Source organism: Rhizobium sp. Root1220, assembly GCF_001426265.1.
GTDB lineage: Bacteria > Pseudomonadota > Alphaproteobacteria > Rhizobiales > Rhizobiaceae > Rhizobium.
This window is the reverse complement of record NZ_LMDG01000001.1, coordinates 43,830-67,430: the sequence shown is the minus strand read 5'-3', so window position 1 is coordinate 67,430 and position 23,601 is coordinate 43,830. Positions and strand designations below refer to the sequence as shown.

Below are 23,601 nucleotides of genomic sequence, written 5' to 3'. Positions count from 1 at the left end.
AAATCTGTGCGCATCCTTTATGTCGATGATGATCCGGCCCTTGCCCGCCTTGCCACGCGGGTTCTTGCGCGCAGCGATTTCGAAGTTGTTCATGCCGCCTCGATCGCAATCGGCCTGCAACTGTTCGAAGCGGAGGCATTCGAAGCGGTGGTCCTCGACCACTATTTCGAGAATCAGACGGGCCTGACCTTCCTTGAGGCCATCGCCGAGTTGGGCAGGCAGACACCCGTTCTCTATGTGACCGGATCAAGCGACGCCGACGTTGCGATCCGCGCGCTCAAGGGCGGCGCCGCGGATTACGTCGTGAAAACCGCCACCGACGATTTTTTCCCGTTGCTGGTGAGTGCCCTGCACCAGGCGCTGGAAAATGCACGGCTGCGCAGCGAAAAAGAGGAAGCCGACCGTCAGCTGGTCGCCGCCAAGGAACGCGCGGAGTTGTTGCTGGCGGAAATGAATCATCGCATTGCCAATAGCCTTTCGCTGGTTTCCGCGATGATCCGCATGCAGATGCAGCTCGCAAGCAGTGAAGAAACGAAAACGGCGCTCAACGAGACCCAGAACCGCATCACTGCGATCGCCGGTGTCCATCGCAGCCTGTACACCTCTGAAAACGTCGGGGAGGTCCAGCTCCACGTCTATCTCGGGCCGCTCCTGGCCGAGCTTGAAAGTACCAATGCCGCCGCCAACGGCATCTCGCTGAAACCGAATCTCTGCGGCATTTCTACCTCCGCCGACAAGGCGGTGGCGCTCGGAGTCATCCTGATAGAGCTTGTGACCAACGCCATGAAGTACGCCTATCCGGCAGGCGCCGGCGACGTGCGGATAGAGCTACGTTCGAACGATGAGGGCACCGCTGTTCTTTCGGTGGAAGACGACGGTATTGGCTATAGCCGGGCGACCGGACCGAAAGGTACCGGTCTTGGAACGCGACTCATCAATGCTATGGCGACCACGCTCGGCGCAGAGATCGTCTATGGTCGGGAAGGTAAGTCTTCGGGCACGCATATCGCGGTTCGCTGGCGACAGTAACGCGGTCGCTCACGCTCGAATGCTGCGCTTCGGTGCTGTCCGGTGATCGAAGGGACGCAGTCAAAAGAGAATTGTGCGGCAACGTCGCATACCGTCAGCAAAACCAAAAGATAAAAAACTCCCGCCAAAATTCCACCACGCCCGTTTGCTTCTCTGCCAAGACACGCTAGATTTCGCGGGCTAACCGACGAAAAAGCCTGGGAGGAGCAATTTCATGAGACGGAAGTGGCCTGAAGAGTTCAACTCCATCCTCAACGGCGCGGAAGAGGTCACGCTCGACCTGCCTGCGATTGACAACGACGACGGGTCGCGCAGCGAGGCGATCAGCCGAAAGGCCCTCAAGGTTCGCATGTCGATGGAGGACTATGAACGCATCTGGCCATTGGCCGAAATGCGCTACCGCCTCGATGGTAACATGACCGGCAAGGCGATCACGCTCATCACCACCAACCCGCACTATCATCGCTGGCATCCCGCCGATGGCGGTACTGTCGATGATGTTTCGGACAGTGGCCGGCATTACAAGACGGCCTACGTGGTCGTCCATTTCTTGCTTGACGATGTCCGGGAAACGGCGGCGGCCTGAGCCGCCACCGCACGTGTCAGGCCGCATCCAAAGCCTGAGTCAGGTCGGCAATGAGATCATCGGGATGCTCGATCCCGATGGATAGGCGTATTGTCGAGTCCAGAACGCCGATCCTCTGGCGGACATCAGCGGGCACACCGGAATGCGTCATCGTTGCCGGATGGCTGGCCAGGGACTCTGTTCCACCGAGGCTGACGGCCAGTTTGAAAATCTGCAATGCGTTCAGGAATTTGAACGAGGCGGGCTGGCTGCCATTGATGTCGAAGGAGAAGGTCGATCCGGCGCCCGTGCATTGTGCTGCGAAGGTGCGCCCAAGCGGCGACGCCTGGTCATGATAAGGCAGGTAGTGGATCGCCTCGACCTTCGGATGCGCGCGGAGGAAATCGGCGACGGCCAGGGCATTGTTGTTTGCCCGCTCCATGCGGATCTGCAGCGTTTCGAGCGAGCGCCCGAGCATCCAGCAGGAATGGGGATCGAGCTGCGTGCCGATTGCCCCGCGCAACGCCTTGACCGGCTTCATCACCGCCTTGGGGCCGAGCGCAGCTCCGGCGATCAGGTCGGAGTGACCGCCGACATATTTTGTCAGGGAATAGAGCGAGATGTCGGCACCGTGCTGGATCGGCCGCTGAAACACCGGGCCGAGTAGCGTGTTGTCGCAGGCGACGATTGGCGTATGACCCTGTTTCTTGCCGATCGCGTCGGCAACCCGACGGATCATCGCGACGTCCACCAGACTGTTGGTCGGGTTCGCGGGCGTCTCGATCAGGATGACGGAGACCCGGCCCTTTGCCATCGCCTCTTCCGCTGCCGCCTGCACTGACGGCTCGCTCACGCCATCCGCAAACCCGACCGCAGCGACCCCGAGATTGAGGAAAGTCTTGGCGAGCAGGGTTTCGGTGCCGCCGTAGAGCGGTTGCGAGTGCAGGATGGCGTCACCCGGCCGGGCGAAGGCAAGCAGCGTGGTGGCGATTGCCGACATGCCGGAAGAAAACAGTACGCAGCTTTCTGTCTGCTCGTAGACGGCAAGCCGGTCTTCAACGATCTCGCTGTTCGGATGATTGAAGCGCGAATAGACGAGGCCGGCGCCTTGCCCCGCCGGCGGCTCGCGGCGACCAGAGACGAAGTCGAAGAAGTCACGACCGTCTTCGGCGGATTTGAAGACGAATGTCGAGGTCAGAAACACCGGCGGCTTGACCGCACCTTCCGAAAGCTCTGGGTCGTAGCCATAGTTCAGCATCTGCGTCTCGGGATGCAGCGCGTGGTTGCCGATATGGGTCTTGGAGGGATGCGGCGCAGTCATTGTCGTCTCCTGCTTCGAGGGATACGGGCGAGGCCCGCAAATTATACCGGAACGTCACAAGGGTTCTTGCTATTTGACGCGCGTTGGCGATGTTGGAAGCAACATAGTGCGAGTGAACAAGAAATATGGCGCAGAAAATTGCAGACGAGACAGATCGCAGAATTTTGAAGGAGTTGATGGGCGACGCGCGCCTCCCAAACAACGAGCTGGCAGAGCGCGTCGGTCTCTCGGCTTCTGCCTGCCTTCGCCGCCTTCGTCGGCTGGAAGAGGCCGAAATCATTCAGGGATATACCGCACTCGTCGATCCCGCGGTCGACGGCTGGACGATGACGGCGCTGGCATCGGTTCGCCTCAGCCGCCAGCATGAGGACGAAATCCAGATGTTCGAGAGCGCCGTGCGCGAGTGGGACGAGGTCCTCGAATGCCATCTGGTGACCGGATCGCGCGACTATGTCCTCAAGGTGATGAGTTCCGGCTTGGAGCAATACGAGCGCTTCATCAAGGAAAAGATCGCCCGCCTGAAATGCGTTGACACGATCGAGACAAGCTTTGTGATGAACACGATAAAGGCGCGGCGGGTATAGCCTTGCGGCGGGGTGCAAAGCGCCCGCCCGGGAGATCATCGGGGATTGAGCTGTGATCGATTTTGAGCTGATCCGGCATCGGGCGGAGGCACGCAAGGGTGGCGCGGCAGCATTGCGCGCATTGCTGCCGCCGCTTCCCGACTACAACCGGCTGCGTGCGACGAGCGACGATCGGATCCTGTCCGAAATGACCCGTCGCGTCTTCTACAGCGGCTTTGCATGGAAGGTCGTGGACAACAAATGGCCGGGCTTCGAGGAAGCATTTTCTGGCTTTGATCCGGCTCTCCTGAATATAACGCCGGACGATTACTGGCATGCTCTGATGTCGGACAGCCGGATCATCCGCAACGCCGCGAAGATCATGTCGGTGCGCGCCAATGCGGCCTTTGTGCGTTCGCTGGAAAAGGAAGCCGGCAGCGCCGGCGTATTCTTCGCCGACTGGCCCGCTGATGACCAGGTCGGGCTGCTGGATCTGCTTGCCAAACGCGCAAGCCGGCTCGGCGGGCTAGCCGGACAGCGCTTCCTGCGGGCGATCGGGTGTGACTGCTTTATCGTGACGAGCGACGTCCTTGCGTGTCTCAGGCATGCCGGTATCCCCCTTTCTTCGTCGGGAACCAGCAAGAAAGATCGGCATCTCATTCAGCAGGCCTTTGCAGCCTGGTCCAGGCAGACCGGCCTGACGCTGACCCATCTGTCGAGAATAGCCTCCTGTACGGTCGACTCTCCTGATGGTCGCTGATTTCTTTTTGGTGTTGCGGGTGTTTCCACCGCATCGAAATACATAGGTTTGAGGGACATCGATCCGGAGGACTAGGTATGAGCGAATTTCCCTATAGCACGGCACTCATCGTGGGCACGGGCCCTGGCATCAGCGCCTCGCTTGCACGCCAGCTGACGGCACGCGGCGTCCAGGTCGCGTTGGCGGCGCGCAACGCAGACAAGCTCAAGGCGTTGGCCGACGAAACAGGCGCGAAAGCCTTTGCGGCCGATGCGGCGCAACCGGCTTCCGTCGAAGCTCTCTTCGATCAGGTCACCAAGGCCATCGGCGAACCCGATGTCGTGGTCTACAACGCCAGTGGTCGAGTGCGCGGTCCGCTTGCCGAACTGGACTCGCGCGAAGTCGAGCAGGCTATTGCCGTAAGCGCCTTCGGCGGCTTTCTGGTGAGCCAGCAGGCCGCAAGGCGCATGATCCCGCGCGGTCGCGGCGCGATCCTGTTCACCGGCGCCACGGCAAGCGTCAAGGGATTTGCCCACTCGGCTCCCTTCGCCATGGGCAAGTTCGCCCTTCGCGGCCTTGCCCAGAGTGTCGCGCGCGAACTCGGGCCAAAGGGGATCCATGTCGCGCATTTCATCATCGACGGCGCGATCCAGTCTGAGACGCGGCCGGAAAATCCCGACAAGCCCGACGCGATGCTTCACCCGGATGCGATCGCACAGAGCTACATCGATGTCCTGTTGCAACAGCGGAGTGCCTGGTCGCACGAAGTCGAGTTGCGGCCATGGACGGAGACGTTCTGATATCCGCGTAACATGCCGTCGCGCGCCGTGGTTGCGGCCGGATGCCCAGCGGCCGATTTCAGCACGCAAATCGGCCAAAAATCATCAAAAGTTAAAGAAATCTCACGTTGATTAACGGGTTGTTTACCACGTTTCGTCAAAGGTGACGGTTGAGTATTGGCGACCTGCGTTCCTTTTTTCAAGTCTCGCGTTTTATGGGATGCACGCCACTCCGTACAGGTTGAGGAAAGCCTAATTGAATATCCTCTGATGGACGGTGCTCATTGATCCGCATTCCGGTGCGGCTCTGACGGAAAAAGCCAATGATCGACCCTGACGAGGGTTGACCTGACGAAGCGAGCAAGAAGATGAACGGATCGCGATCAAATTCCCCACGGCATTCCGACAGGGCATCGCTCGATGCGCTGAACCGCACGATTGAAGGATTGGAAGCGAGGATCGAAGGGTTGATGGGAAGCGGCGCCCGCGACTCGCGACAGCGTACCCCGACGCCAGAGCGCGACGCGCACTCCGAGGCTCGTTCGCCTCATGCCGCCGCCGAGGCCCGGCCTGATCCGTTTGCCGAGATACGCCAGCGCCAGCGCATGCTGGAGGCGAGCCGCGAGCGCCCGACAGTGCGTGAACCGGCGCCCTATGCGCGCGAACCGGCGCCCGTTTCCCGGCCGTCTCTGTCGGCACCGGTTGCCGAGCGCGCGCCGCGTCCCGCAGCACCGCAACCTGCGGCACCAGCAGCACCGGCCTACCGTCAGCCGCAGGACACAATGACCGAGATCGCGCAAGCGCTCGTCAACCTGCGTCAGGACCTCAAGCGTGACATCTCGGAAGGGGTGACACGCGAGATGAACGCGCTGCGCGGTGAACTGCGCGAGATCAAGGCAAGTGCAGAGGACCGGCACTTTGCCGACGACATTCGCGCCGACATGGGCCGGCTTGCGGAAAGCATCGACCATCTCGCAGCTCGCTCCACCGCGCCGGAAGCCGAAGGTCTTCGCGGCGAGTTCGAGGAACTGCGCTCGCTGATGGACGGGCTGGCGCGCGAGGATTCGCTGCGCCACATCGAAAGCCGGTGGGACGGATTCGAGAACCAGCTGCACACGCTCGACACCGCGGGGCTGCAGGAAGAGCTCGTCGCTCTTGCCTATCGCGTCGATGACATCAAGCGCCACCTTGGCGGCATGGGGGAGAGCCCTGCCGTGCGGGCGCTGGAAGACAAGCTGATCTCGATTGCGACCGCCATGGAGCAGTTCGGCAGCATGATCCAGCCGCATGATCGCGCCATGTCCGAGCAGTTCGCGGCCGTGGACAGCCGCCTCGACGAAATAAGCCGCGCCATTGCGGCTACAGGGCGCACCGCGGCCAGCGGCGACCCGGCGATGATGCACCGCCTCGAGGACCGGCTAAGCGCGCTTGCCGAACAGATCGACCTCATGGGCGACCGCGTTGCAAATCGTGCTTCACCGGTTGATGGGCTTGCAGATCGCCTGGAAGCTCTGACGATGCGCGTCGAGGAACTGGCGAACAAGGAGACGACGTCGCGCCTGGACGAGCGGCTCGAGAACCTCGCTTATCTGCTGGAGCGCAACCAGCGCGCAGCGCCGCAACCGGAGTTGACCGGCGCACTCGCCGACATTTCCCGCAAGATCGATGCGCTCGAAAGCGGGTCGGTCAATGACGCACTTGCCCAGAGGCTCGACTATCTGGCGCGTCGTATCGACGAGATGGATTTCCAGCCGCTTCAGCCGGTCGCTGCGCCGAGCGATCATGACGCCTTTTTGCGCATAGAGGGACGGCTGAGCGACATTGCCGCGCGTCTCGACGAGACGGCGGCAGCTCCGGCGACCGACACGCTGGCTATGCGAAACCTCGAAGACCAAATCGCCAACTTGTCCGCGCTGATGAGCGAGCCGCGCCTGGCGGCCGAGATGCCTGCCGAGCTCGATCGCCGCATGGGCGCCATTGAAGACTACATGGCGACCAGCGATGAATACATCATCGAGGCTGCCCGCCAGGCCGCCGAAGCCGTCGTGGATGCCTACGCGCGCAATGATGGTCTCCAGGGTGGCGCTTCGGCAGCGGCTGACATGTCGGCGCTCAACGCGCTCGCCGAGGATTTGCGCCATCTCGGCGACCTCAGCCGCAGCAGCGAGGATCGGACGCACAGGACCTTCCAGGCACTGCACGAGACTCTCGTCCAGATCGCTGAACGCCTCGACGACATGGAGAGTCGGACGGCCCGCCCTGCAGCAAGAATGCCTTCAGCCGATGTCGACTTCGATGTCGATCCCTATGCCCTGGTGCCGGCTGGCGGCGAGACGATGGAGAAGCTCGCCGCCTTCGGAACAAGGCCCGCGGCCGGTCCGGTGATGCACGCGGAGCCGCGCGAAGACTTTTCCGCGCCACCGATGGCTACGACCGATACGAGTGCGATCGCGATTGAAGCGGCCTCCAAGCCGGCTGCAGGTGCGACGGTCTCCAAAGGCAGCCTGCTCTCGGGTCTCGGCAAGCGCCTGCTCCCGGCCAGGAAGGTCAAGGCCGATCCGAAAGCCCCCGAGCGCGCCGTCATCGACCCCACGCCCTCGATCGACCCGATCGATGTTATGCCGCCGGAAGCGGCCAATGAACCGCTCGAACCAGGCTCAGGTGCGCCTGACGTCAAGAAGATCCTGGAGCGAGTCCGCGCCAGCCAGAATGCCGCCCGGGCAAACCCGAAGGCGGCGACGGAAAACGAGCGCGCTGACTACATCGCTGCCGCCCGCCGCGCTGCTCAGGCGGCCGCGCTCGAGACCGAAGTGAGCGCCAAGTCGACGGCTGCCAAGGGCGAGAAAAAAGCGACAAGCAGGGACGTGTCGCCGGGTGGCGCCTTTTCCCGCTTCCGCCGTCCAATCCTCCTCGCTGTCGGAGCGGTGTTGCTTGCTGTCATGGCTTTCCCGCTCGCCCGGACGCTGACCAGCGGCGAGCCAGCCCCCAAGGTTGAAGTCGCGACGATGACGGATTCTGCCAGCAGTCCGCTGCCGCAGGACAGCGAGACGGTAGGCGAGCCGAGGGATGTCGCTGCGGCGATAGCCGCAGCTCCAGTCGCTGAGACACAAGCTCCGCCGCCAATTGTGGAAGCTCCTGCCGCAGTCGAATCCCCCGCGCCGGATCGTCTCACCACCGCGATGCCGCTTGACGGCGAGGGCGCATCGACACTGGCGCCTTCCGGCGCACCGCAGGATTCCTCCAACTTCGTGGCGAAGGACAGTGCCCCAGCAATTGCCGGCATGGCATCGACCGTGGCCGCGCCGACGATCACCGTTCCCGATCTCGTTCAGCCAGTGTCGCTTGCCGACGCCGCCAAGGCCGGAGATCCGCTGGCGTTGTTCGAAATCGGAGCCCGTTACAGCGACGGTCGAGCTGGGATCGCTGCCGACCCGAAGCAGGCGGTCGGCTGGTATCAGCTATCCGCAGACAAGGGCTTCGCGCCCGCCGAATATCGCCTCGGCAGCATCTACGAGAAGGGCACGGGCGTCGACCGCGACATAGTCAAGGCCAGACAGTATTACGAGCGGGCCGCCAACCAGGGCAACGCCAGTGCCATGCACAATCTCGCCGTCCTCTACGCATCGGGCGCTCTCGGCCAGCAGGACTACTCGGCAGCTGCCAAGTGGTTCACGCAGGCGGCGAACCTCGGCGTCACCGACAGCCAGTTCAACCTGGCTATCCTGTGGGCCCGCGGCAACGGCGTGACCCTGGACCTGACTGAATCCTACAAGTGGTTTGCGATCGCGGCCAAGGGCGGCGACAAGGATGCTTCTCAGAAGCGCGATGAAGTTGCAAACGCCATGAAGCCGGATCAGCTCGAAAAGGCGCGCGCGAAAGCCGATATGTGGAAAGCCTCGCCACTCGACAGCAAGGTGAATGGTGCCGATGTGCCGGACGAATGGAACGGCAGTGCCACCAAGACCTCCACCATCGACATGAAAAAGGCGATCCGTAACATTCAGGCGATTCTCAACAACAACGGCTTCGACGCAGGTCAGCCGGATGGTGAACTGGGAGCAAAGACCGTTGCAGCAATCAAGAGCTTCCAGAAATCGATCGGTCAGGACCCGAGTGGCAAGATCAACGACCACACAGTAAGGGCATTGCTTGAGCGGAACAAGGCGCCGTCGACCAAGGCCTGAGATGTCGTGGCGCACACATTTTTTTGGCGCGACGATACAAAGGGTATTCTAACCGCGCGACCATCAATAGTCGGCTAGGCAAGCGGTATATCGCCTTGGATGTTTCGTTGCGAAGCATGGGTTTAATCCAGCCGATGTCTAGTTGCGGGAGACACCATCGTATCCCGCAAGACTCACCTTGAATAAATTTCATTCAAAGCGGGTATTCTTCCAAGAAACCTGTTTTCAAATTATTGCGACTGTGATTCTTCTTGCTGCATGAATGCGGTGCGTAGCGTGATTCGTGAAAATCGTTGATGCTGAATGATTTGGCGGAGATTTCAGATGGCAGGTCTCGATATTGAAAGCTGGGCGCTGACGCGGGCTAACCATATTGTCCTCAATGAGGGATTGAATCTTGCAAAGGCGGCGCAGGATTTGGACCGCAAGCGCTCGCGTTCGCTGGTGTATGAGCTCCAGAAGGTCATAGCGGCCGCCATTCTTGAAGCCCATGCGGCATCGATCAACGCCTCGCAACAGCCGTTGCAAGCCGAAGCCTAGGGCCCGAGCTGGGGCGTTTCCAATACATGTGTTTGAACAAGGTGAAATTGCCGCCTTGCCAACGACACAATTTATGATTAAAGCTCCGACATCGATCTTGCTATGTGAACTTAGTTACAGCCATGCTGTAACTGGCGAACTTCTTCCAAAATCGGTCTTCATCGCGCCTCGGTTTAGGCCGGTGCGTTTTCTAATATGCACGATTTTGAAAAGGATATCGTCATGAGCACAGGTACAGTAAAGTGGTTCAACGCAACCAAGGGCTTCGGATTCATCCAGCCGGATGACGGCGCAGCTGACGTTTTCGTACACATCTCCGCTGTTGAGCGCGCTGGTATGCGCGATCTCAAGGACGGCCAGAAGGTCTCCTACGAGCTCGTAGCCGACAAGCGTTCGGGCAAGATGTCCGCAGATCGCCTTCAGGAGATCTGAGCCTTAAAGGCTGCAAATATCGTCTCCGAACTGTGACCACGGATGTACTGGCACGGTTCGTTGAGATGGAAGGGAAGGTCGGGTTTGCCCGGCCTTTTTTCGTTCTGACGCTTCACGAAACGATCGATCGGCGTCAAGCCCCCGCGCCACGCGGTAACTCAAGCCTCTCTCCGCTTCGGGAGGTTGGCGACGGCCACGCCTACTCGGCCGCCGACCGTTTCTGTGCGGAAATCTGGGTGATGTGGGCTCGCAGAGCCGCCGGCCGAACGGGTTTGTGCTGAAGACCAATCCCATGCCGCTCGGCCTCTGCACGAACCTCGGACGTGCGGTCAGCAGTGATGATCAGGGCGGGGACATATGCGGCGAACTGCGCGCGCACCGCCAGAATGGCGGCGACGCCGGTTCCGTCGCCAAGGTGGTAATCTGCGATGATCAGATCCGGTACCTGGCGCGCATTGCAGCTCTCGGCGGTGGCAAGGCAATCCGCAGTTTGGACCTCGCAACCCCATCCGCTGAGCAGAAGCCGCATGCCCTCGAGAATATGCGGCTCATTATCGATGCAGAGGATTTTCAATCCTTTGAGATTTTGCATTGTTTGGTCCGCTGACGGTTTCACGGTCGCGGCCTCCGCCAACCGCGAGACGTCACGCGGCATCACGATGCGAAAATCGGTGCCCTTGCCATGCGTCGAGTGCAGTTCCACGGGATGGCTCAGGACGCGCGCAATACGGTCGACAATAGATAGGCCAAGACCAAGGCCAGATGCCGTCCTGGCGCCTTCTTCCAGCCGGGCGAATTCCTTGAACACTGTCCGGAATTTAGATGGCGGAATGCCGATCCCCGAGTCCATGACCTGAATCACGACCTGGTTTCCGCGCCGTCGCGCACCGACGAGCACTTTGCCGTCGATCGTGTATTTGATGGCGTTGGAAACAAGGTTCTGCACGAGGCGGCGAAGCAGGTTGGGGTCGGATCGGACCCGAAGCGAAGTCGGCATGACGACGAGCTTCAGGTTCTTCTCACGGGCGATCGGCGCAAAATCCGTACGGATGCGCTCCAACAGGTCGGAGAGCGCGACGGAGGCGAGGCGCGGGCGCATGGCCCCGGTATCGAGCCGCGAGATGTCCAGCACCGCTCCGAGGATGCTCTCGACGGATTCGAGCGCGGAATCGATATTGCGCACGATGGCGCTGCTGCCGTCCGACTGGCCCATACGCTCGACCAGCGCCGAGGAGTAGAGCCGGGCGGCGTTGAGCGGCTGCAGAATATCGTGGCCGGCCGCCGCAAAGAATCGAGTCTTGCCGAGATTTGCCTCATCCGCGGCGGCGCGGGCTTCGCCGAGTTCGTGGTTGACGCGGGTGAGCTCCGCGGTGCGTTCCACCACGCGCTGCTCCAGTGTTTCGTTGGCTTGCTTCAGTGCGCGGTCCGCGGCAACGCGTTGCGTGATGTCGGTGAAGGTTGCAACGATGCCCTTGTCCGGCATCGCGTTCGACCGGACTTCGATGATGCGCTCGCCGCCTCCGAGGACAAGCGCAAATGGTTTGTCGAGTGTCAGGAAGTGTCGGACGGTTTGGCTGACGTCGCCCGGAGGCAGGTCGCCCCGTTGGCTGAGGATGGCAACGATATCGGAAAGAGGGAAACCCACCTGACCGGCATTTTCGGGGAGGTCGAGCAGCTGCCGGAAGCGGCGGTTCCAGATCGTCAGATGGTTGGAGCTGTCGAAGACGGCGATGCCCTGATCCATTTGAGACAGGGCCGTCTGCAGCATGTCCTGGTTGTATTGAAGCGCCTCGCTTGCCTGATCGAGCAGCCACGCGGTATCCGCCGAAGCATCCTCGACCTTCTGCAGTATCAACGACAGGACCAGCCGCGCGGACGAAGAGCCGATTGCGCTTCCGAGCAGCTGTTCGGTGAAATGGATGAGCGCCATGTCTGCCGGCTGGTCGTCCTCCAGCTTTCGCCCTGAATTTTGCTGGTAGGTCTGAAAGGAGCGCTCCATGCGCTCCTCGCCGAGATAGCGCGATACTGTCGCTTTCAGGTCGCCCACGGCGATGCGGGTCTTCCACCCGCGCGTGGCAAACTGCGATCGCGACTGTCCCCTGACGAAGATACCCGCCTGGATGCGCTCGAGCGGTCGAGCGTTGCGCGTGAGGGAGCCGATCACGAAGAAAGCTGTATTGACGAGCAGGCTCATCGCGGTCGCATTGACGAGAGGATCGGCATCGACTGCCGTGAACACGGTCGTACCCGCGAAGACGAAGCCGAGGACCGCGCTCGCGACGGAGGAATAGTCGGGCCCGCCGAGTGAGGGAAGAAACAGCAGATAGACCCAGATTACAAAGCCGGAGGTGAGGCCGAGAATTGCACCCCTGGCGTTGGCTCGCCGCCAAATCAGGCCGCCGAGCAGCGAAGGTGCCATTTGCGCGATGGCGGCGAAGGAAAGGAGACCGATCGACGCCAGGCCGGTCGTGCTGTCCGTCGAGCGATAGTAGGCGTAACCGAGGAGCAGAACGACGAAGATCGCACTGCGTCGGACATTGAGCAGCGTTTTTGCAAAATCGTCCCGGAGCCCGGTACGTCCGGCAAGTTTATTGTGCAGGAAGATCGGCATTATGATGTCGTTGGAGACCATGATCGACAACGCGACCGAGGCGACGATCACCATTGCTGTCGCAGCCGAAAATCCGCCGATAAAAGTGATCAGAGAAATGAGTGGCATCTGCCCGACAAGGGGAAGCGAGAGCACGTAGAGATCCGCATTGCCGCTGCCGCCAAAGGTAAGCATACCGCCGACTGCCACTGGCAGCACGAACAGATTGATGACGACAAGGTAGAGCGGAAACAGCATGCCGGCGAGCCGAAGCTCCCGCGCGGTGCGGTTTTCGACCACGGTGACGTGAAATTGCCGCGGCAGCATGACGATTGCGAAAGCCGATAGCAGGATCAGCGTGATCCACCGGCTGACGGGAGTGTGGTAGTTCAGAGCAGACAGCACGAGCTGGTTCTCGGAAGCCTTCTGCCATAGGTCGGACGGCCCGTCGAAGAGAAACCAGATAACGCAGATGCCGGCCGTCAGGAAAGCGAAGAGTTTGACCACGGACTCCATGGCAACTGCGAGGATCAAGCCGTCCTGATGCTCGGTTGCGTCCGTATGGCGTGTGCCGAACATGACCGCAAAGCAGGCGAGCACCAGCGTCACGAGCAAAGGCAGGTCAAGAAAATAGAGATTGCCGCTGCCGATGCCGTAGTCCGACGGGTTGAGCATCGCGCTCATCGTGCTCGATACCGATTTGAGCTGCAGCGCAATGTAGGGAATGGCGCCAACAAGGGAGATCAAGGCGACGAGGGTCGCGACCGTGGAGTTCTTGCCGTAGCGCGCGGAAATGAAATCGGCGACCGATGTCAGTTTTTCAGCCTTGGCAAGCTCGATGATCCGTCGCAGCGCCGGCATTCCAAGTGTAAAGACGAGGATCGGGCCGATATAGATGCCGGTGAACTCCAGCCCCCGTTGCGATGCAAGTCCGACGCCGCCGAAATAGGTCCAGGAGGTGCAATAGATCGCCAGGCTCAAGGCATAGACAACAGGTCTGCCGCCCGAAGGTGTGCCGAACATCCTCCTCCGCCGATCACCGTGGCTTGCAACGGCGAACAGCAGCAGCAGATAGCCGAATGCAGACGCAAGTATGACCCAGCCTGGCAGCATTGAACCTCCGCCGGCGCGCCAAGCGCCGGTTCTCCCGTATCTTCGAGATTAAGGTAAATTCGAAGCTTTGAACATCGGCCCGGTCTAGGCCTTAAGTCAAAGAAGGCAGGCGCAGCCCATTAATTTGTAATTAGCAATTGAATAATTGGATCGAAGATGTAGCTAATGAAAACAATGGCCTGTCAGAGAGACTGCATCAGAGGGAGACGGATCGGATGCTCAACGAGTTCAAGGCATTTATCGCCCGCGGCAACGTCATGGACCTTGCCGTCGGTGTTATCATCGGCGGTGCCTTTGGCGGCATCGTAAAATCGCTGGTCGACGATGTCATCATGCCGATCGTCGGTGCCATCTTCGGTGGCTTCGACTTCTCGAACTATTTCGTTGGCTTGTCGGCCAACGTCAACTCGCCGACCCTGACTGCCGCTCGCCAGCAGGGCGCTGTGCTCGCTTATGGCAGCTTTATCACCGTTCTCATCAATTTCCTCATCCTTGCGTGGATCATCTTCCTTATGGTCAAGGGCGTAAACGCGCTGCAGAAGCAGGTGGAAAGGAAGAAGGCCGCATCGGAAGACGTCGCGCCTCCGCCTGCGGACGTTGCCTTGCTCACCGAAATTCGTGACCTTCTGGCCAAGCGCCCTGCCGTCTAGCCAAATTTGTGCTGCGTCGGGTAGGGCTCATCCATCACAGAAATCGATAGGGCATCACCGTTTGTCATGGGATTTGCCTTCGTAATTGATTTATGAAGGCGAAAACCGGAGCAACGCATGTCGATTGTGAATAGCCTTAGCCCACGCGCCGTCGCCGCACCTGAAAGCGGGATCGTCGAAGTCGTCAACTATGCCCGCGGGCGCGATGGTCTGCTGCCGCTGTGGGTCGGTGAGGGTGATCTGCCGACGCCGGATTTTATCAACAGGGCGGCAATGGATGCGCTTGCAGGAGGCGAGACCTTCTACACCTATCAGCGCGGCATTCCGGAACTGCGCCAGGCGCTGTCCGATTATTACGCCCGGCATTTCGGCCTCACCCTGCCGGTTGAGCATTTCTACGTAACCGGCTCCGGCATGCAGGCAATTCAGATCGTTGTCCAGGCACTGACGTCGCCGGGCGATGAACTCGTCTACCTGACACCGGCCTGGCCGAATATTGCCGCTGCATTGGAAATTGCCGGCGCACGTTCCGTCGGCGTACAGCTCGAGTTCGAAGGTGGCAGGTGGGTCGTCGATATCGACCGCATCGCCGCCGCCATAACGCCGAAGACCAAGGCGTTTTTCATCAATACGCCCTCCAATCCGACCGGATGGACGGCTTCGCTCGAAGATCTAGGGGCTATTCTCGCACTGGCCCGCCGGCACGGTCTCTGGATCATGGCCGACGAAATCTATGCCCGGTACTATTTTGCCGGCAGTCGGGCACCGTCTTTCCTCGATATCATGGAGCCGGACGACAAGGTCATGTTCGTCAACTCCTTCTCGAAGAACTGGTCGATGACCGGGTGGCGCGTCGGCTGGATCGTGGCGCCGCCGCAGACCGGGCAAGTGCTTGAGAACCTGATCCAGTATTCAACCTCGGGTGTTGCGCAGTTCATGCAGAAGGGTGCCGTCGCGGCGCTCAACGATGGGGACGAATTCGTCCAATCGAATATCGACAAGGCGAAACGTTCGCGTGATATCCTTTGCGACGCGTTGATCGCGACGAACCGTGTCGAAACGCTGAAGCCCGATGGCGCGCTCTATGCCTTCCTGAAGATCGATGGTGTAACAGATAGCCGCAAGACGGCCATCGACATCGTGGACAAGACCGGCGTCGGCCTGGCTCCGGGAACGGCGTTCGGACCGGGCGGCGAGCTGTTCCTGCGCGCCTGTTTCCTGCGCGATCCCGCGCAGATACAGACAGCCGCGGACAGGCTCTGCGATTACATCCTCAACCTCTAGATATTGCCAAAACCCGGCGCATCGCCGGGTTTTTTGTCCCGCGTCCGGCGAACGATAAAATTGTAGCGTCGGGTGAAATCGGTCCCTAACCACGCTGTAAAACTAACCCTGATAAAAGCGGCTCCAAGCGTTTTTGATAGGAAACTCTGAAGGAAAAACGGCGTCAGATGTCCCCGCGTGACGAATACGGGGTGCAGGGACATGGCAATTTTGGTTACAGGCGGTGCCGGCTATATCGGAAGCCATATGGCCTGGACGCTGCTCGATGCGGGCGAGGATGTTGTCGTCCTCGATAATCTTTCGACCGGCTTTCGCTGGGCGGTCGCACCGGGCGCCCGCTTTTACCTTGGGGACGTTGCCGACCCGCAGGCGCTGAAAGCGATCTTCATCGAAAACGACATCGACGCCATCATCCACTTCGCCGGATCTGCCGTCGTCCCTGCTTCCGTTTCCGACCCGCTATCCTATTACGACAACAATTCCGGCAAGACACGCGCCCTGATGAGCGCGGCGATCAGTGCCGGCGTCCGCCACTTCGTCTTTTCGTCGACGGCAGCGGTCTACGGTCCCCAGAAGACGTCCGAACCGGTGACGGAGACAGCGCCCCTCAATCCGGAAAATCCCTACGGCCAGTCCAAGCTGATGACCGAATTCATGTTGCGGGATGCAGCGACGGCCTATGACTTCAACTATGTGGCTCTGCGCTATTTCAACGTCGCGGGCGCCGATCCCCGCGGTCGTGCCGGGCAATCGACTGCCGGCGCGACGCATCTGATCAAGGTCGCGTGCGAAGCTGCACTGGGCCGGCGCAGTGGTGTGCACGTCTACGGCATCGACTACCCGACCCATGACGGCACCGGGGTGCGCGATTACATACACGTCAGCGATCTGACGGATGCCCATCTCAACGCCCTGCAGCATCTTCGCAAGGGCAGGGGCTCTCTGGTTGCCAACTGCGGATACGGCGCAGGCTATTCGGTACTTGACGTCCTCAACATGGTGACACGCCTGCACGGTCACTCATTCAAGGTCCACATGGCACCGAGACGCCTTGGCGATGCCGCAAGCGTTGTTGCGGACTCGACGCTCGCCCATCGCGTTCTCGACTGGAAGCCGACACACGATTCTCTGGAGACGATTGTGCGCAGCGCTCTGGATTGGGAACTTTTCCTGATGCACCGAAACGTCGAGGATCTGCCGAGCATGCATCGGGCGCTCGCCGCGGCGTTCTGACAGACTTCCGTCGCCCACGGCATCAAGACGGCGCAGCTCTGCGCTCGGCAATCACTGCAGCCATCGACTATCACGCCAAGTGCGGTAAGCTCGTGGTGTGGCGGTAGCGCCTCGCCGCCTGACCGTTATAAAGGCTGGGTCGGACGAAGACCCAGATGCGCATGATGATGACCAAGGAGATCGACATGCCAGAGCTGACCGAACAGCGCGACGTCGTCGTTGAACGCCGGGGATCGGCTGGCATCATCCGTCTCAACCGCTCCCGCGCACTGAACAGTCTGACGCTCGAGATGATCCGGTCGATTGCTGCGGCACTGGATGAGTTCGCCTTGGATTCCGCAACGGCGACCGTGATCGTCCTTGGCGACGGCGATCGTGGCTTTTGTGCCGGTGGAGACATTCGTGTGCTGCACGAGAGCGGCCGGACTGGCACGGATATCGCCGAGACGTTCTGGCGCGAGGAGTTTCGGCTCAACCATCGCATCGCCACCTATCCGAAACCGTATGTCGCATTGATGGACGGGATTACCATGGGAGGCGGCGTCGGTTTATCGTCGCATGGCCGCCACCGCGTCGTTACCGAGAGAACAAGGCTTGCCATGCCGGAAACCGGGATCGGCTATTTCCCTGATGTCGGAGCTACCTGGCTGTTGCCGCGGGCGCCGGGCGAAACGGGGATATGGATGGGCTTGACCGGCTCGGCGATCAATGCCGCGGATGCCATCTATGCAGGGCTGGCAGATGTTCGCGTTGCGTCGTTTCAGCTGCCGGAACTCATTGAAACGCTGGCCGAGCTGCCGAGAAATGCGGCCTTTCGGGACGTCGGCTCCCTTCTCAAGAACCTGTCGGATCATCCGGGCGACAGCGAACTCAAGCGGAATGGTGACCTGATCCAGCGCGCGTTTCATTTCGGAAGCGTCGAAGAGATCTACGGCGCCCTGGAAAATGAAGCAGGTGAGTTTGCAGCCGAAACGCGACGCATCCTGCTGACGCGTTCGCCCACCAGCCTGAAGCTGGCGTTGCGCTTGCTGCGTCAGGGCGGTCAAAGCCGAACGCTGGCGGAATGCCTGAACCGGGAGCTAGGCGCTTGCATGCGGATATTGAATACTCCCGATTTTTACGAAGGCATCCGCGCCGCGATCATCGACAAGGATCGGAACCCGAAGTGGCACCCGGCAACAATCGAGGCAGTGGATCAGGCGGCGGTCGACGTCTTCCTGCAACCAGCCTCGCGACCACTCGCCCTCTAGCGCCACATGCTGCGCATGCGCGCGCCGACATCGACGCGCACCTGCCGTGCCTGATGCGATGCGCTGCCATCCGCTTTTGGCTGCTGCCAGCCGCACACTTCGAAGAACTGCAGCAGTGTCGCCGGGATGAACCGTGTTCTGGATGCATAGACGTGGCGATCGCCCTGTGCGTTCTGCCCATGCGTGAAGAAGCGCTGGGGTACGACGAGATCGAGGTTGTCCTTGGCGCGGGTCATTGCGACGTAGAGCAGTCGCCGTTCCTCCTCGATCTCGGCGCTGGTGCCGACAGCAAGGTCTGATGGGATGCAACCGTCGACGACATTGAGCATGAACACCTTGGTCCATTCCTGGCCCTTGGCGGAATGAATGGTGGAAAGGATCAGATAATCCTCGTCAAGCAAGGGTACCCCTGCCTGGTCACTGGTTGCATCAGGCGGATCGAGCGTCAATTCAGTCAGGAAACGCTCGCGCGATGGGTAGCCACCGGCAATTTGCTCGAGTTGCAGCAGATCGGCCTGCCGGGTGGCTGAATCTTCGTGCAGCCGTTCCAGATGCGGGGCATACCATTCGCGCACGAGCCCGATCTCTGCCGGCCAACCAGCCTTGCCCGCCTTCACCTCTTGCAGCATCGACACAAACGATGTCCAGTCTTCGCCGGATCGCGAGGGTGCCGGCAGTTCCGAGAGCACCTGCAAAGGGTTGGTGTCAGCGCCCATCTGGTCGAGCGCCCGTTGGGCTGTCGAGGGACCGACCCCTGGAATGATCTGCATCAACCTAAATCCGGCAACGCGATCACGCGGGTTCTGAGAAAAGCGCAGCGCGGCAAGCAAATCCTTGACGTGGGCGCTGTCGAGAAACTTCAGGCCCCCGAATTTGACGAAGGGAATGTTGCGCCGCGTCAGTTCGACTTCTAGCGCACCGCTGTGGTGGGACGCACGGAAGAGCACCGCCTGTTGCTTGAGCCTCGTTCCCTCTTCGCGGTTTTCCAGCACCTTGTCCGCGACGAAGCGCGCCTGATCGGCCTCGTCACGCACCGTGACCAGTCGAGGGCGCTGGGCGGACTGTCGCTCCGTCCAGAGGTTCTTGGTGAAACGCTCCGACGCAAGGTCAATCACGGCATTGGCGGCAGCAAGGATCGGCAGGGTCGAACGATAGTTGCGGTCGAGGGTGACGATGTCGGCAGCGGGGGTGAACGTGGCCGGAAAATCGAGAATATTGCGCACGGTCGCGGCCCGGAAGGAATAGATCGACTGCGCATCATCACCGACAACGGTCAGACCTTGTCCGTGGGGCTTCAGGGCGAGTAGGATCGATGCCTGCAGCCGGTTGGTATCCTGGTATTCGTCGACGAGAACATGATCGAAGCGACTGCCGATGTCTTCGGCGATCATCGGCTCCCCTACCATCTGTGCCCAGTAAAGCAACAGATCGTCGTAATCGAGGACGTTCTGGTTTTGCTTCGCCTGGACATAGGCGCCGAAGAGTTCGCGCAGCTGCTTTTCCCAGGCCGTACACCACGGAAAGGCATCGCGCACGACGACAGCGAGCTCTGTCTCCGAATTGACCGCGCGGGAATAGATCGCAAGGCATGTCCCCTTGGTCGGGAAGCGGCTCTCCATTTTCGAGAAACCCAGGTCATGCCGGATGAGGTTCATCAGGTCGGCGCTGTCTTCACGATCGTGGATCGTGAAGGCTGGATCGATGCCGATCTGGTCCGAGTAGTCTCGCAACAGGCGCGCACCGATACCGTGGAATGTCCCGCTCCAGGCAAGCGCATCCGCCATGATGCCGGAATTGCTGCCAAGCACCTGCGTGCAGATACGCTCGACGCGCCTCGCCATTTCTGCCGCCGCGCGGCGGGAGAAAGTCATCAGTAGGATCCGTCGCGGATCAGCGCCCTTGACGATCAGGTGCGCGACACGGTGAGCCAGCGTATTCGTCTTGCCTGAGCCCGCCCCGGCGATGACCAGCAGAGGGCCGCCAACGTGAGTGCCGTCCATCAGTGTTCCGTGTTCGACTGCTATACGCTGCTGCGGATTGAGTTTGTCGAGATACATCGATCCGTCCGTTTGCTCCCGGGGAGAATCGCACCGCGGAAATATTGTTCGTTCCTTGAATGTTCTCGAACACGGCGACTGTCAAGTCTGCTGCCGACTTGGGGAAGTCCGGCACGACGGCGCGGCCGGTGAGCTTTAGCCTGCGATCCAGCTGCAGGATACCTTTCCTTAGCCTTGGACCGGTGGAGCCCTAGAAGGAATTGTAAAGACCCAGTCGGGAGGCGATCGGCCTGTTCAAAGGTTGGCCACCGTGGGAATGCTGGCTGGGATCGGCTGGACCTGGGTCGCGCTGTCGATCGCACCCGGCCAGACAACCCCTGATGGTCACGGAGAGCAACCTAGTATTGGCAAAGTACAGGATCATCTTTGCAACCAAATCGAAGCATCCCGCGTTAGGCATTAACAGTTCGTCATTGGAGGCGGTAATGGTGCTACGATTCCAGATATCGGAAGAGCACGGTGATTCCTGTGGTCGCGGTCACAGTATTTCCTCGACGCGAGCGTCAGTCGAAAGCGCTTTGTGCTCGGCCCACGAAATCGAGGCAGGCGAAATCGTTGTCACCGTTCTCGGCCCTTACGTCATCCTCGAGGGCTTTGTGAGGCGGAAAGGCGACGTTGAACGCGCTAACCAAATCGCCGAGAACATAGTTGGAAAAGGCTACGTCCAGAGCCGAATTCTTCACCGATAGACACGCCGCCAACGATTGGCGTGAATCCGAAGTATTCATTTTAGAGCGGTTGCTTTCCAACTGATGTGTCCCACGACAAAGCAGCTTATGATTATGTAACTACAATAAATTTAGCACTATCGAAAATATGAATGCTCAACTATGCGAAAGAGGTAAAGGGGTGCACTGGAACTAATATCGCGTTTGCTAGTTTAATGTCCGTATACAAATCACAGGAGAAGCAGATGCGATGCCTTCTTCGACTTGGGATCCCGTTTTTGACGCTGGCCACAGGCGGATTTATCACGCCCGCCTCGGCTTCGCTTGAGATCAACAGCGGTTTCACCGCGATGCCACAAGACGAAATCGCCTTCACTGAATATACCGGTTCCGTTGCCTGTGTGCCGGTAAGCCCCCGATATGTCCCATCCTTCATTCGGGCCCTCGACGGGACGATCATCGGCGTTGGCTACATTGAGGTTGAGAGCGAAAGCCGTTGTTGAACGATGGCTACGCTGGACGAGGCTCGTCTGCCGCAAAGCAGAGGGTGACGAGCCTCTGGCCATCATCATGATGGCTGCAGACGTTCTATTAAGAGGCAGTCTCCGGGGGCAATAGCTTTCCGCAGGAACGCACTGTTGGCTGTGCCGAAGGTTAAATAAAAATAAACTATTGTCTTGTTCTGGACCGGTTGTCCCCCAACGCTCAAATACCTGCTCTCATCGCACCACCAATTTGGCTTCCTCAGCCGCCGCGACGAATTCGGCGCGGGCTTCTTCAAGGCTCTTGCGGCCATCCAGCGCCGCACGGCATGCACTTCTCGCCTTGAGATAGCGCAGGCCGCGAGCACTCGGCCAAAGGTCAGCAAGGCATTTCAGGGCATCGAACGGACCGAGGATCGTGCGCGCCGCGGTATTTTCAAAGCCGAGATCGATCGGGTCGTTCCATTTGTTGCTTGCCATCGGCGTACTCCTCCGTTGCCTACGCCATAACGTGCACACATGCTTCCGCGTTCCTCCAGGAAGCATTGTACAGAAGGTATTTTAGCGATATTTCGGAAACCCGCAAATGGGAAAACCTACGTGTGGTGCACAACTCAAGTCAGTGTGTTCAGGCTTGGATGCGTCGGAGGAAGCTACCCAATTCGGTGACGATTTGAAGGCGAGCCGGGATTGTGGCAGGAGCCGGCGCCATCGCAGCTTTTACGTCCCGTGGCACGCAACCGAGCACCTGTCGAAAAGCCCTGCTTGACGCCTTCATGCAGTCCCGCAGAAGGCGCGGCTGCCAGTATTTCCCTTTTCCAATCTTCGGCCATCTGGTGTCGCTATCCTAGCGCCTTGTGTTCATCTTCGCTTACGTCGGAAAGTTGACCGTCACCTACCGCTTTAGCGACCCATCGACCTCAGATTGGTAAATTCCCCTCAAACTAACAACACTTTAGTTTGTTAAACGGCTGGGTTGCACTTTTAGCTTATGGGAGAAGGCACCAATGGATGCAGCAGCACTTGTGAGAAAGATACGAAAACAAAATATCGCTTACGTCTTGGGCAGGTTCAGGATGGTTCGCGCCGCCTATAGTTCTGGTCGAAGCGCGATTGGTTTCTTGCAGCGCGCCGGCAAGGCGCCCGGCAAGTGGGTCATGCCGACGCTGTTTCCGAGTGCAAAAATACCCGACATCGTGCAAAGCATCCGCGACGAGGCAGTTTTCGTCGGCCTCAACCTTCCGCTACATATCGTGGACGAAATAAGGACGTTCGCGTTGACTGAGCCGCTGCATGCGATCTACGATCCGAAAGGCCCGACATTTTTCTATTCTGACGTGTCAGAGGGGGTAGCGTCAGACGGGCGACCGATGCCGATAGGCGGTGTGTCTGACCCTGCCCGCTGCCCTGCGGTGCAGAAGGTTATCAACGATCCCGTCCTGCGCTCGATCGTGCGCAAGTATCTCGGTCACGAGCCGCGAAAGATCACCACCATACTCGATTGGAGCTTCGCGTCGTCGATGGCGGATGAGGAGCGTCGGCGATTGAAGCATGGCGTGATCGACTACCACTACGATGTTGCTGGATACGCCTTCGTTTATGCGAGTTTCTACATCACTGACACCGATCGATATTCGGGAGCACATGTAATGATGAAGCGCTCGCACAAATGGAAGCCGTTGCGTATGCTGCTGGGATCGGCGCGCGCGAGCCAGGATGCTGTCTACAAGCAGTTTGGCCGCGAAAACGAGATAACGATCGAAGGCCCGGCGGGTACAGGATTCGTTCAGGATACCTCCTGCTTTCACAGGGCGTCTCCTCCCACGCGAGGTGACCGTTTGATGTTGGCGGTGCGCTTTATCGACTGACCGCGTGCTTCGCTGGCTGTCAGAGGAGAACCGCAAGCCAGTGCATCTCGCGCTTCATATCATTATTCGTCTAAGCACGAATACTTCGTCCCGTATGCAAGGCTCGGCGCTGTGATCGGTTGTGTCGCAGCGGCCGATCCGTCTTGCTGGGCCAGAAATACCGCATGGGCACGATAACCTGCGGCTGCTATGCGCTTTAGCCCCGGTGCCGCCAAGTCCCTTCGCTCGCCGGCAGATTGACGGTCGCATAGGAT

Annotated in this window: 19 protein-coding genes; 15 read left to right on the top strand and 4 right to left on the bottom strand. The window is 59.9% G+C overall.

Translation table 11 applies throughout. The features are described from left to right. Positions 1–6: 6 nt before the first annotated feature. Both ASC90_RS00315 and ASC90_RS00310 read left to right on the top strand, forming a co-directional pair. Positions 7–1,029 carry a histidine kinase dimerization/phosphoacceptor domain -containing protein gene (locus ASC90_RS00315; RefSeq protein ID WP_056534132.1) on the top strand — a complete coding sequence of 341 codons (1,023 nt, stop codon included), beginning with the start codon at positions 7–9 and terminating at the stop codon, positions 1,027–1,029. 214 nt (positions 1,030–1,243) lie between these two features. Beyond that, a complete protein-coding gene (locus ASC90_RS00310) occupies positions 1,244–1,615 on the top strand; it encodes a hypothetical protein (RefSeq protein WP_056534129.1) in 372 nt (123 codons plus the stop codon). Positions 1,616–1,631: 16 nt separating this feature from the next. Here the strand turns inward: ASC90_RS00310 and ASC90_RS00305 are convergent, their stop codons facing one another. Next, entirely contained in the window at positions 1,632–2,915 is a 1,284-nt protein-coding gene (locus tag ASC90_RS00305) for a cystathionine gamma-synthase family protein (RefSeq protein WP_056534126.1), read from the bottom strand. A gap of 125 nt (positions 2,916–3,040) precedes the next feature. On the opposite strand from ASC90_RS00305, the gene ASC90_RS00300 reads away from it, so the two are divergent. From ASC90_RS00300 to ASC90_RS00275, 6 genes are all read left to right on the top strand, one after another. After that, the gene (locus ASC90_RS00300; RefSeq protein WP_056534123.1) at positions 3,041–3,499 is read left to right on the top strand and encodes an Lrp/AsnC family transcriptional regulator; all 459 of its coding nucleotides are present in this window, start codon (positions 3,041–3,043) and stop codon (positions 3,497–3,499) included. Positions 3,500–3,551: 52 nt separating this feature from the next. After that, complete coding sequence (locus ASC90_RS00295) at positions 3,552–4,238, top strand: DNA-3-methyladenine glycosylase I (protein ID WP_056534120.1); 687 nt, start codon at positions 3,552–3,554, stop codon at positions 4,236–4,238. Positions 4,239–4,315: 77 nt separating this feature from the next. Beyond that, entirely contained in the window at positions 4,316–5,017 is a 702-nt protein-coding gene (locus ASC90_RS00290) for an SDR family NAD(P)-dependent oxidoreductase (RefSeq protein WP_056534117.1), read from the top strand. A 347-nt stretch (positions 5,018–5,364) separates the two neighbouring features. Continuing rightward, entirely contained in the window at positions 5,365–9,180 is a 3,816-nt protein-coding gene (locus ASC90_RS00285) for a peptidoglycan-binding protein (protein ID WP_056534114.1), read from the top strand. Between the two features lie 324 nt (positions 9,181–9,504). Then, on the top strand, positions 9,505–9,720 hold the full coding sequence (locus ASC90_RS00280) for a hypothetical protein (RefSeq protein ID WP_056534111.1): 216 nt from the start codon (positions 9,505–9,507) through the stop codon (positions 9,718–9,720). 222 nt (positions 9,721–9,942) lie between these two features. After that, positions 9,943–10,152 carry a cold-shock protein gene (locus ASC90_RS00275; protein ID WP_056535172.1) on the top strand — a complete coding sequence of 70 codons (210 nt, stop codon included), beginning with the start codon at positions 9,943–9,945 and terminating at the stop codon, positions 10,150–10,152. Positions 10,153–10,351: 199 nt separating this feature from the next. Here the strand turns inward: ASC90_RS00275 and ASC90_RS00270 are convergent, their stop codons facing one another. Continuing rightward, positions 10,352–13,855, bottom strand: a complete 3,504-nt coding sequence (locus ASC90_RS00270; RefSeq protein WP_056534108.1) for a PAS domain-containing hybrid sensor histidine kinase/response regulator — start codon at positions 13,853–13,855, stop codon at positions 10,352–10,354. Positions 13,856–14,070: 215 nt separating this feature from the next. Between ASC90_RS00270 and mscL the strand changes: the two genes are divergently transcribed. The 4 genes from mscL (at position 14,071) to ASC90_RS00250 (ending at position 18,272) form a co-directional block, all read left to right on the top strand. Next, the gene (gene mscL, locus ASC90_RS00265; protein WP_056534106.1) at positions 14,071–14,505 is read left to right on the top strand and encodes a large conductance mechanosensitive channel protein MscL; all 435 of its coding nucleotides are present in this window, start codon (positions 14,071–14,073) and stop codon (positions 14,503–14,505) included. Positions 14,506–14,622: 117 nt separating this feature from the next. Next, positions 14,623–15,789 carry a pyridoxal phosphate-dependent aminotransferase gene (locus ASC90_RS00260; protein WP_056534103.1) on the top strand — a complete coding sequence of 389 codons (1,167 nt, stop codon included), beginning with the start codon at positions 14,623–14,625 and terminating at the stop codon, positions 15,787–15,789. A gap of 201 nt (positions 15,790–15,990) precedes the next feature. After that, a complete protein-coding gene (gene galE / locus ASC90_RS00255; protein WP_056534100.1) occupies positions 15,991–17,022 on the top strand; it encodes a UDP-glucose 4-epimerase GalE in 1,032 nt (343 codons plus the stop codon). 185 nt (positions 17,023–17,207) lie between these two features. Beyond that, positions 17,208–18,272 carry an enoyl-CoA hydratase/isomerase family protein gene (locus ASC90_RS00250; RefSeq protein WP_056535169.1) on the top strand — a complete coding sequence of 355 codons (1,065 nt, stop codon included), beginning with the start codon at positions 17,208–17,210 and terminating at the stop codon, positions 18,270–18,272. Here the strand turns inward: ASC90_RS00250 and ASC90_RS00245 are convergent. After that, entirely contained in the window at positions 18,269–20,329 is a 2,061-nt protein-coding gene (locus tag ASC90_RS00245; RefSeq protein ID WP_056534097.1) for an ATP-dependent helicase, read from the bottom strand. The two genes, ASC90_RS00250 and ASC90_RS00245, sit on opposite strands and share 4 nt — an antisense overlap. Before the next feature lie 425 nt (positions 20,330–20,754). Between ASC90_RS00245 and ASC90_RS29565 the strand changes: the two genes are divergently transcribed. After that, positions 20,755–21,018 (top strand): hypothetical protein, encoded by a 264-nt coding sequence (locus tag ASC90_RS29565; RefSeq protein WP_082519777.1) that lies wholly within the window; start codon positions 20,755–20,757, stop codon positions 21,016–21,018. Positions 21,019–21,242: 224 nt separating this feature from the next. After that, positions 21,243–21,500 (top strand): hypothetical protein, encoded by a 258-nt coding sequence (locus ASC90_RS00235; RefSeq protein ID WP_056534091.1) that lies wholly within the window; start codon positions 21,243–21,245, stop codon positions 21,498–21,500. Positions 21,501–21,716: 216 nt separating this feature from the next. Here ASC90_RS00235 and ASC90_RS00230 read toward each other — a convergent pair whose 3' ends face one another. Next, positions 21,717–21,959 (bottom strand): DUF982 domain-containing protein, encoded by a 243-nt coding sequence (locus tag ASC90_RS00230; RefSeq protein ID WP_056534088.1) that lies wholly within the window; start codon positions 21,957–21,959, stop codon positions 21,717–21,719. Positions 21,960–22,600: 641 nt separating this feature from the next. On the opposite strand from ASC90_RS00230, the gene ASC90_RS00225 reads away from it, so the two are divergent. Continuing rightward, the gene (locus ASC90_RS00225) at positions 22,601–23,347 is read left to right on the top strand and encodes a hypothetical protein (protein WP_244480266.1); all 747 of its coding nucleotides are present in this window, start codon (positions 22,601–22,603) and stop codon (positions 23,345–23,347) included. The last annotated feature ends 254 nt before the right edge of the window (positions 23,348–23,601 follow it).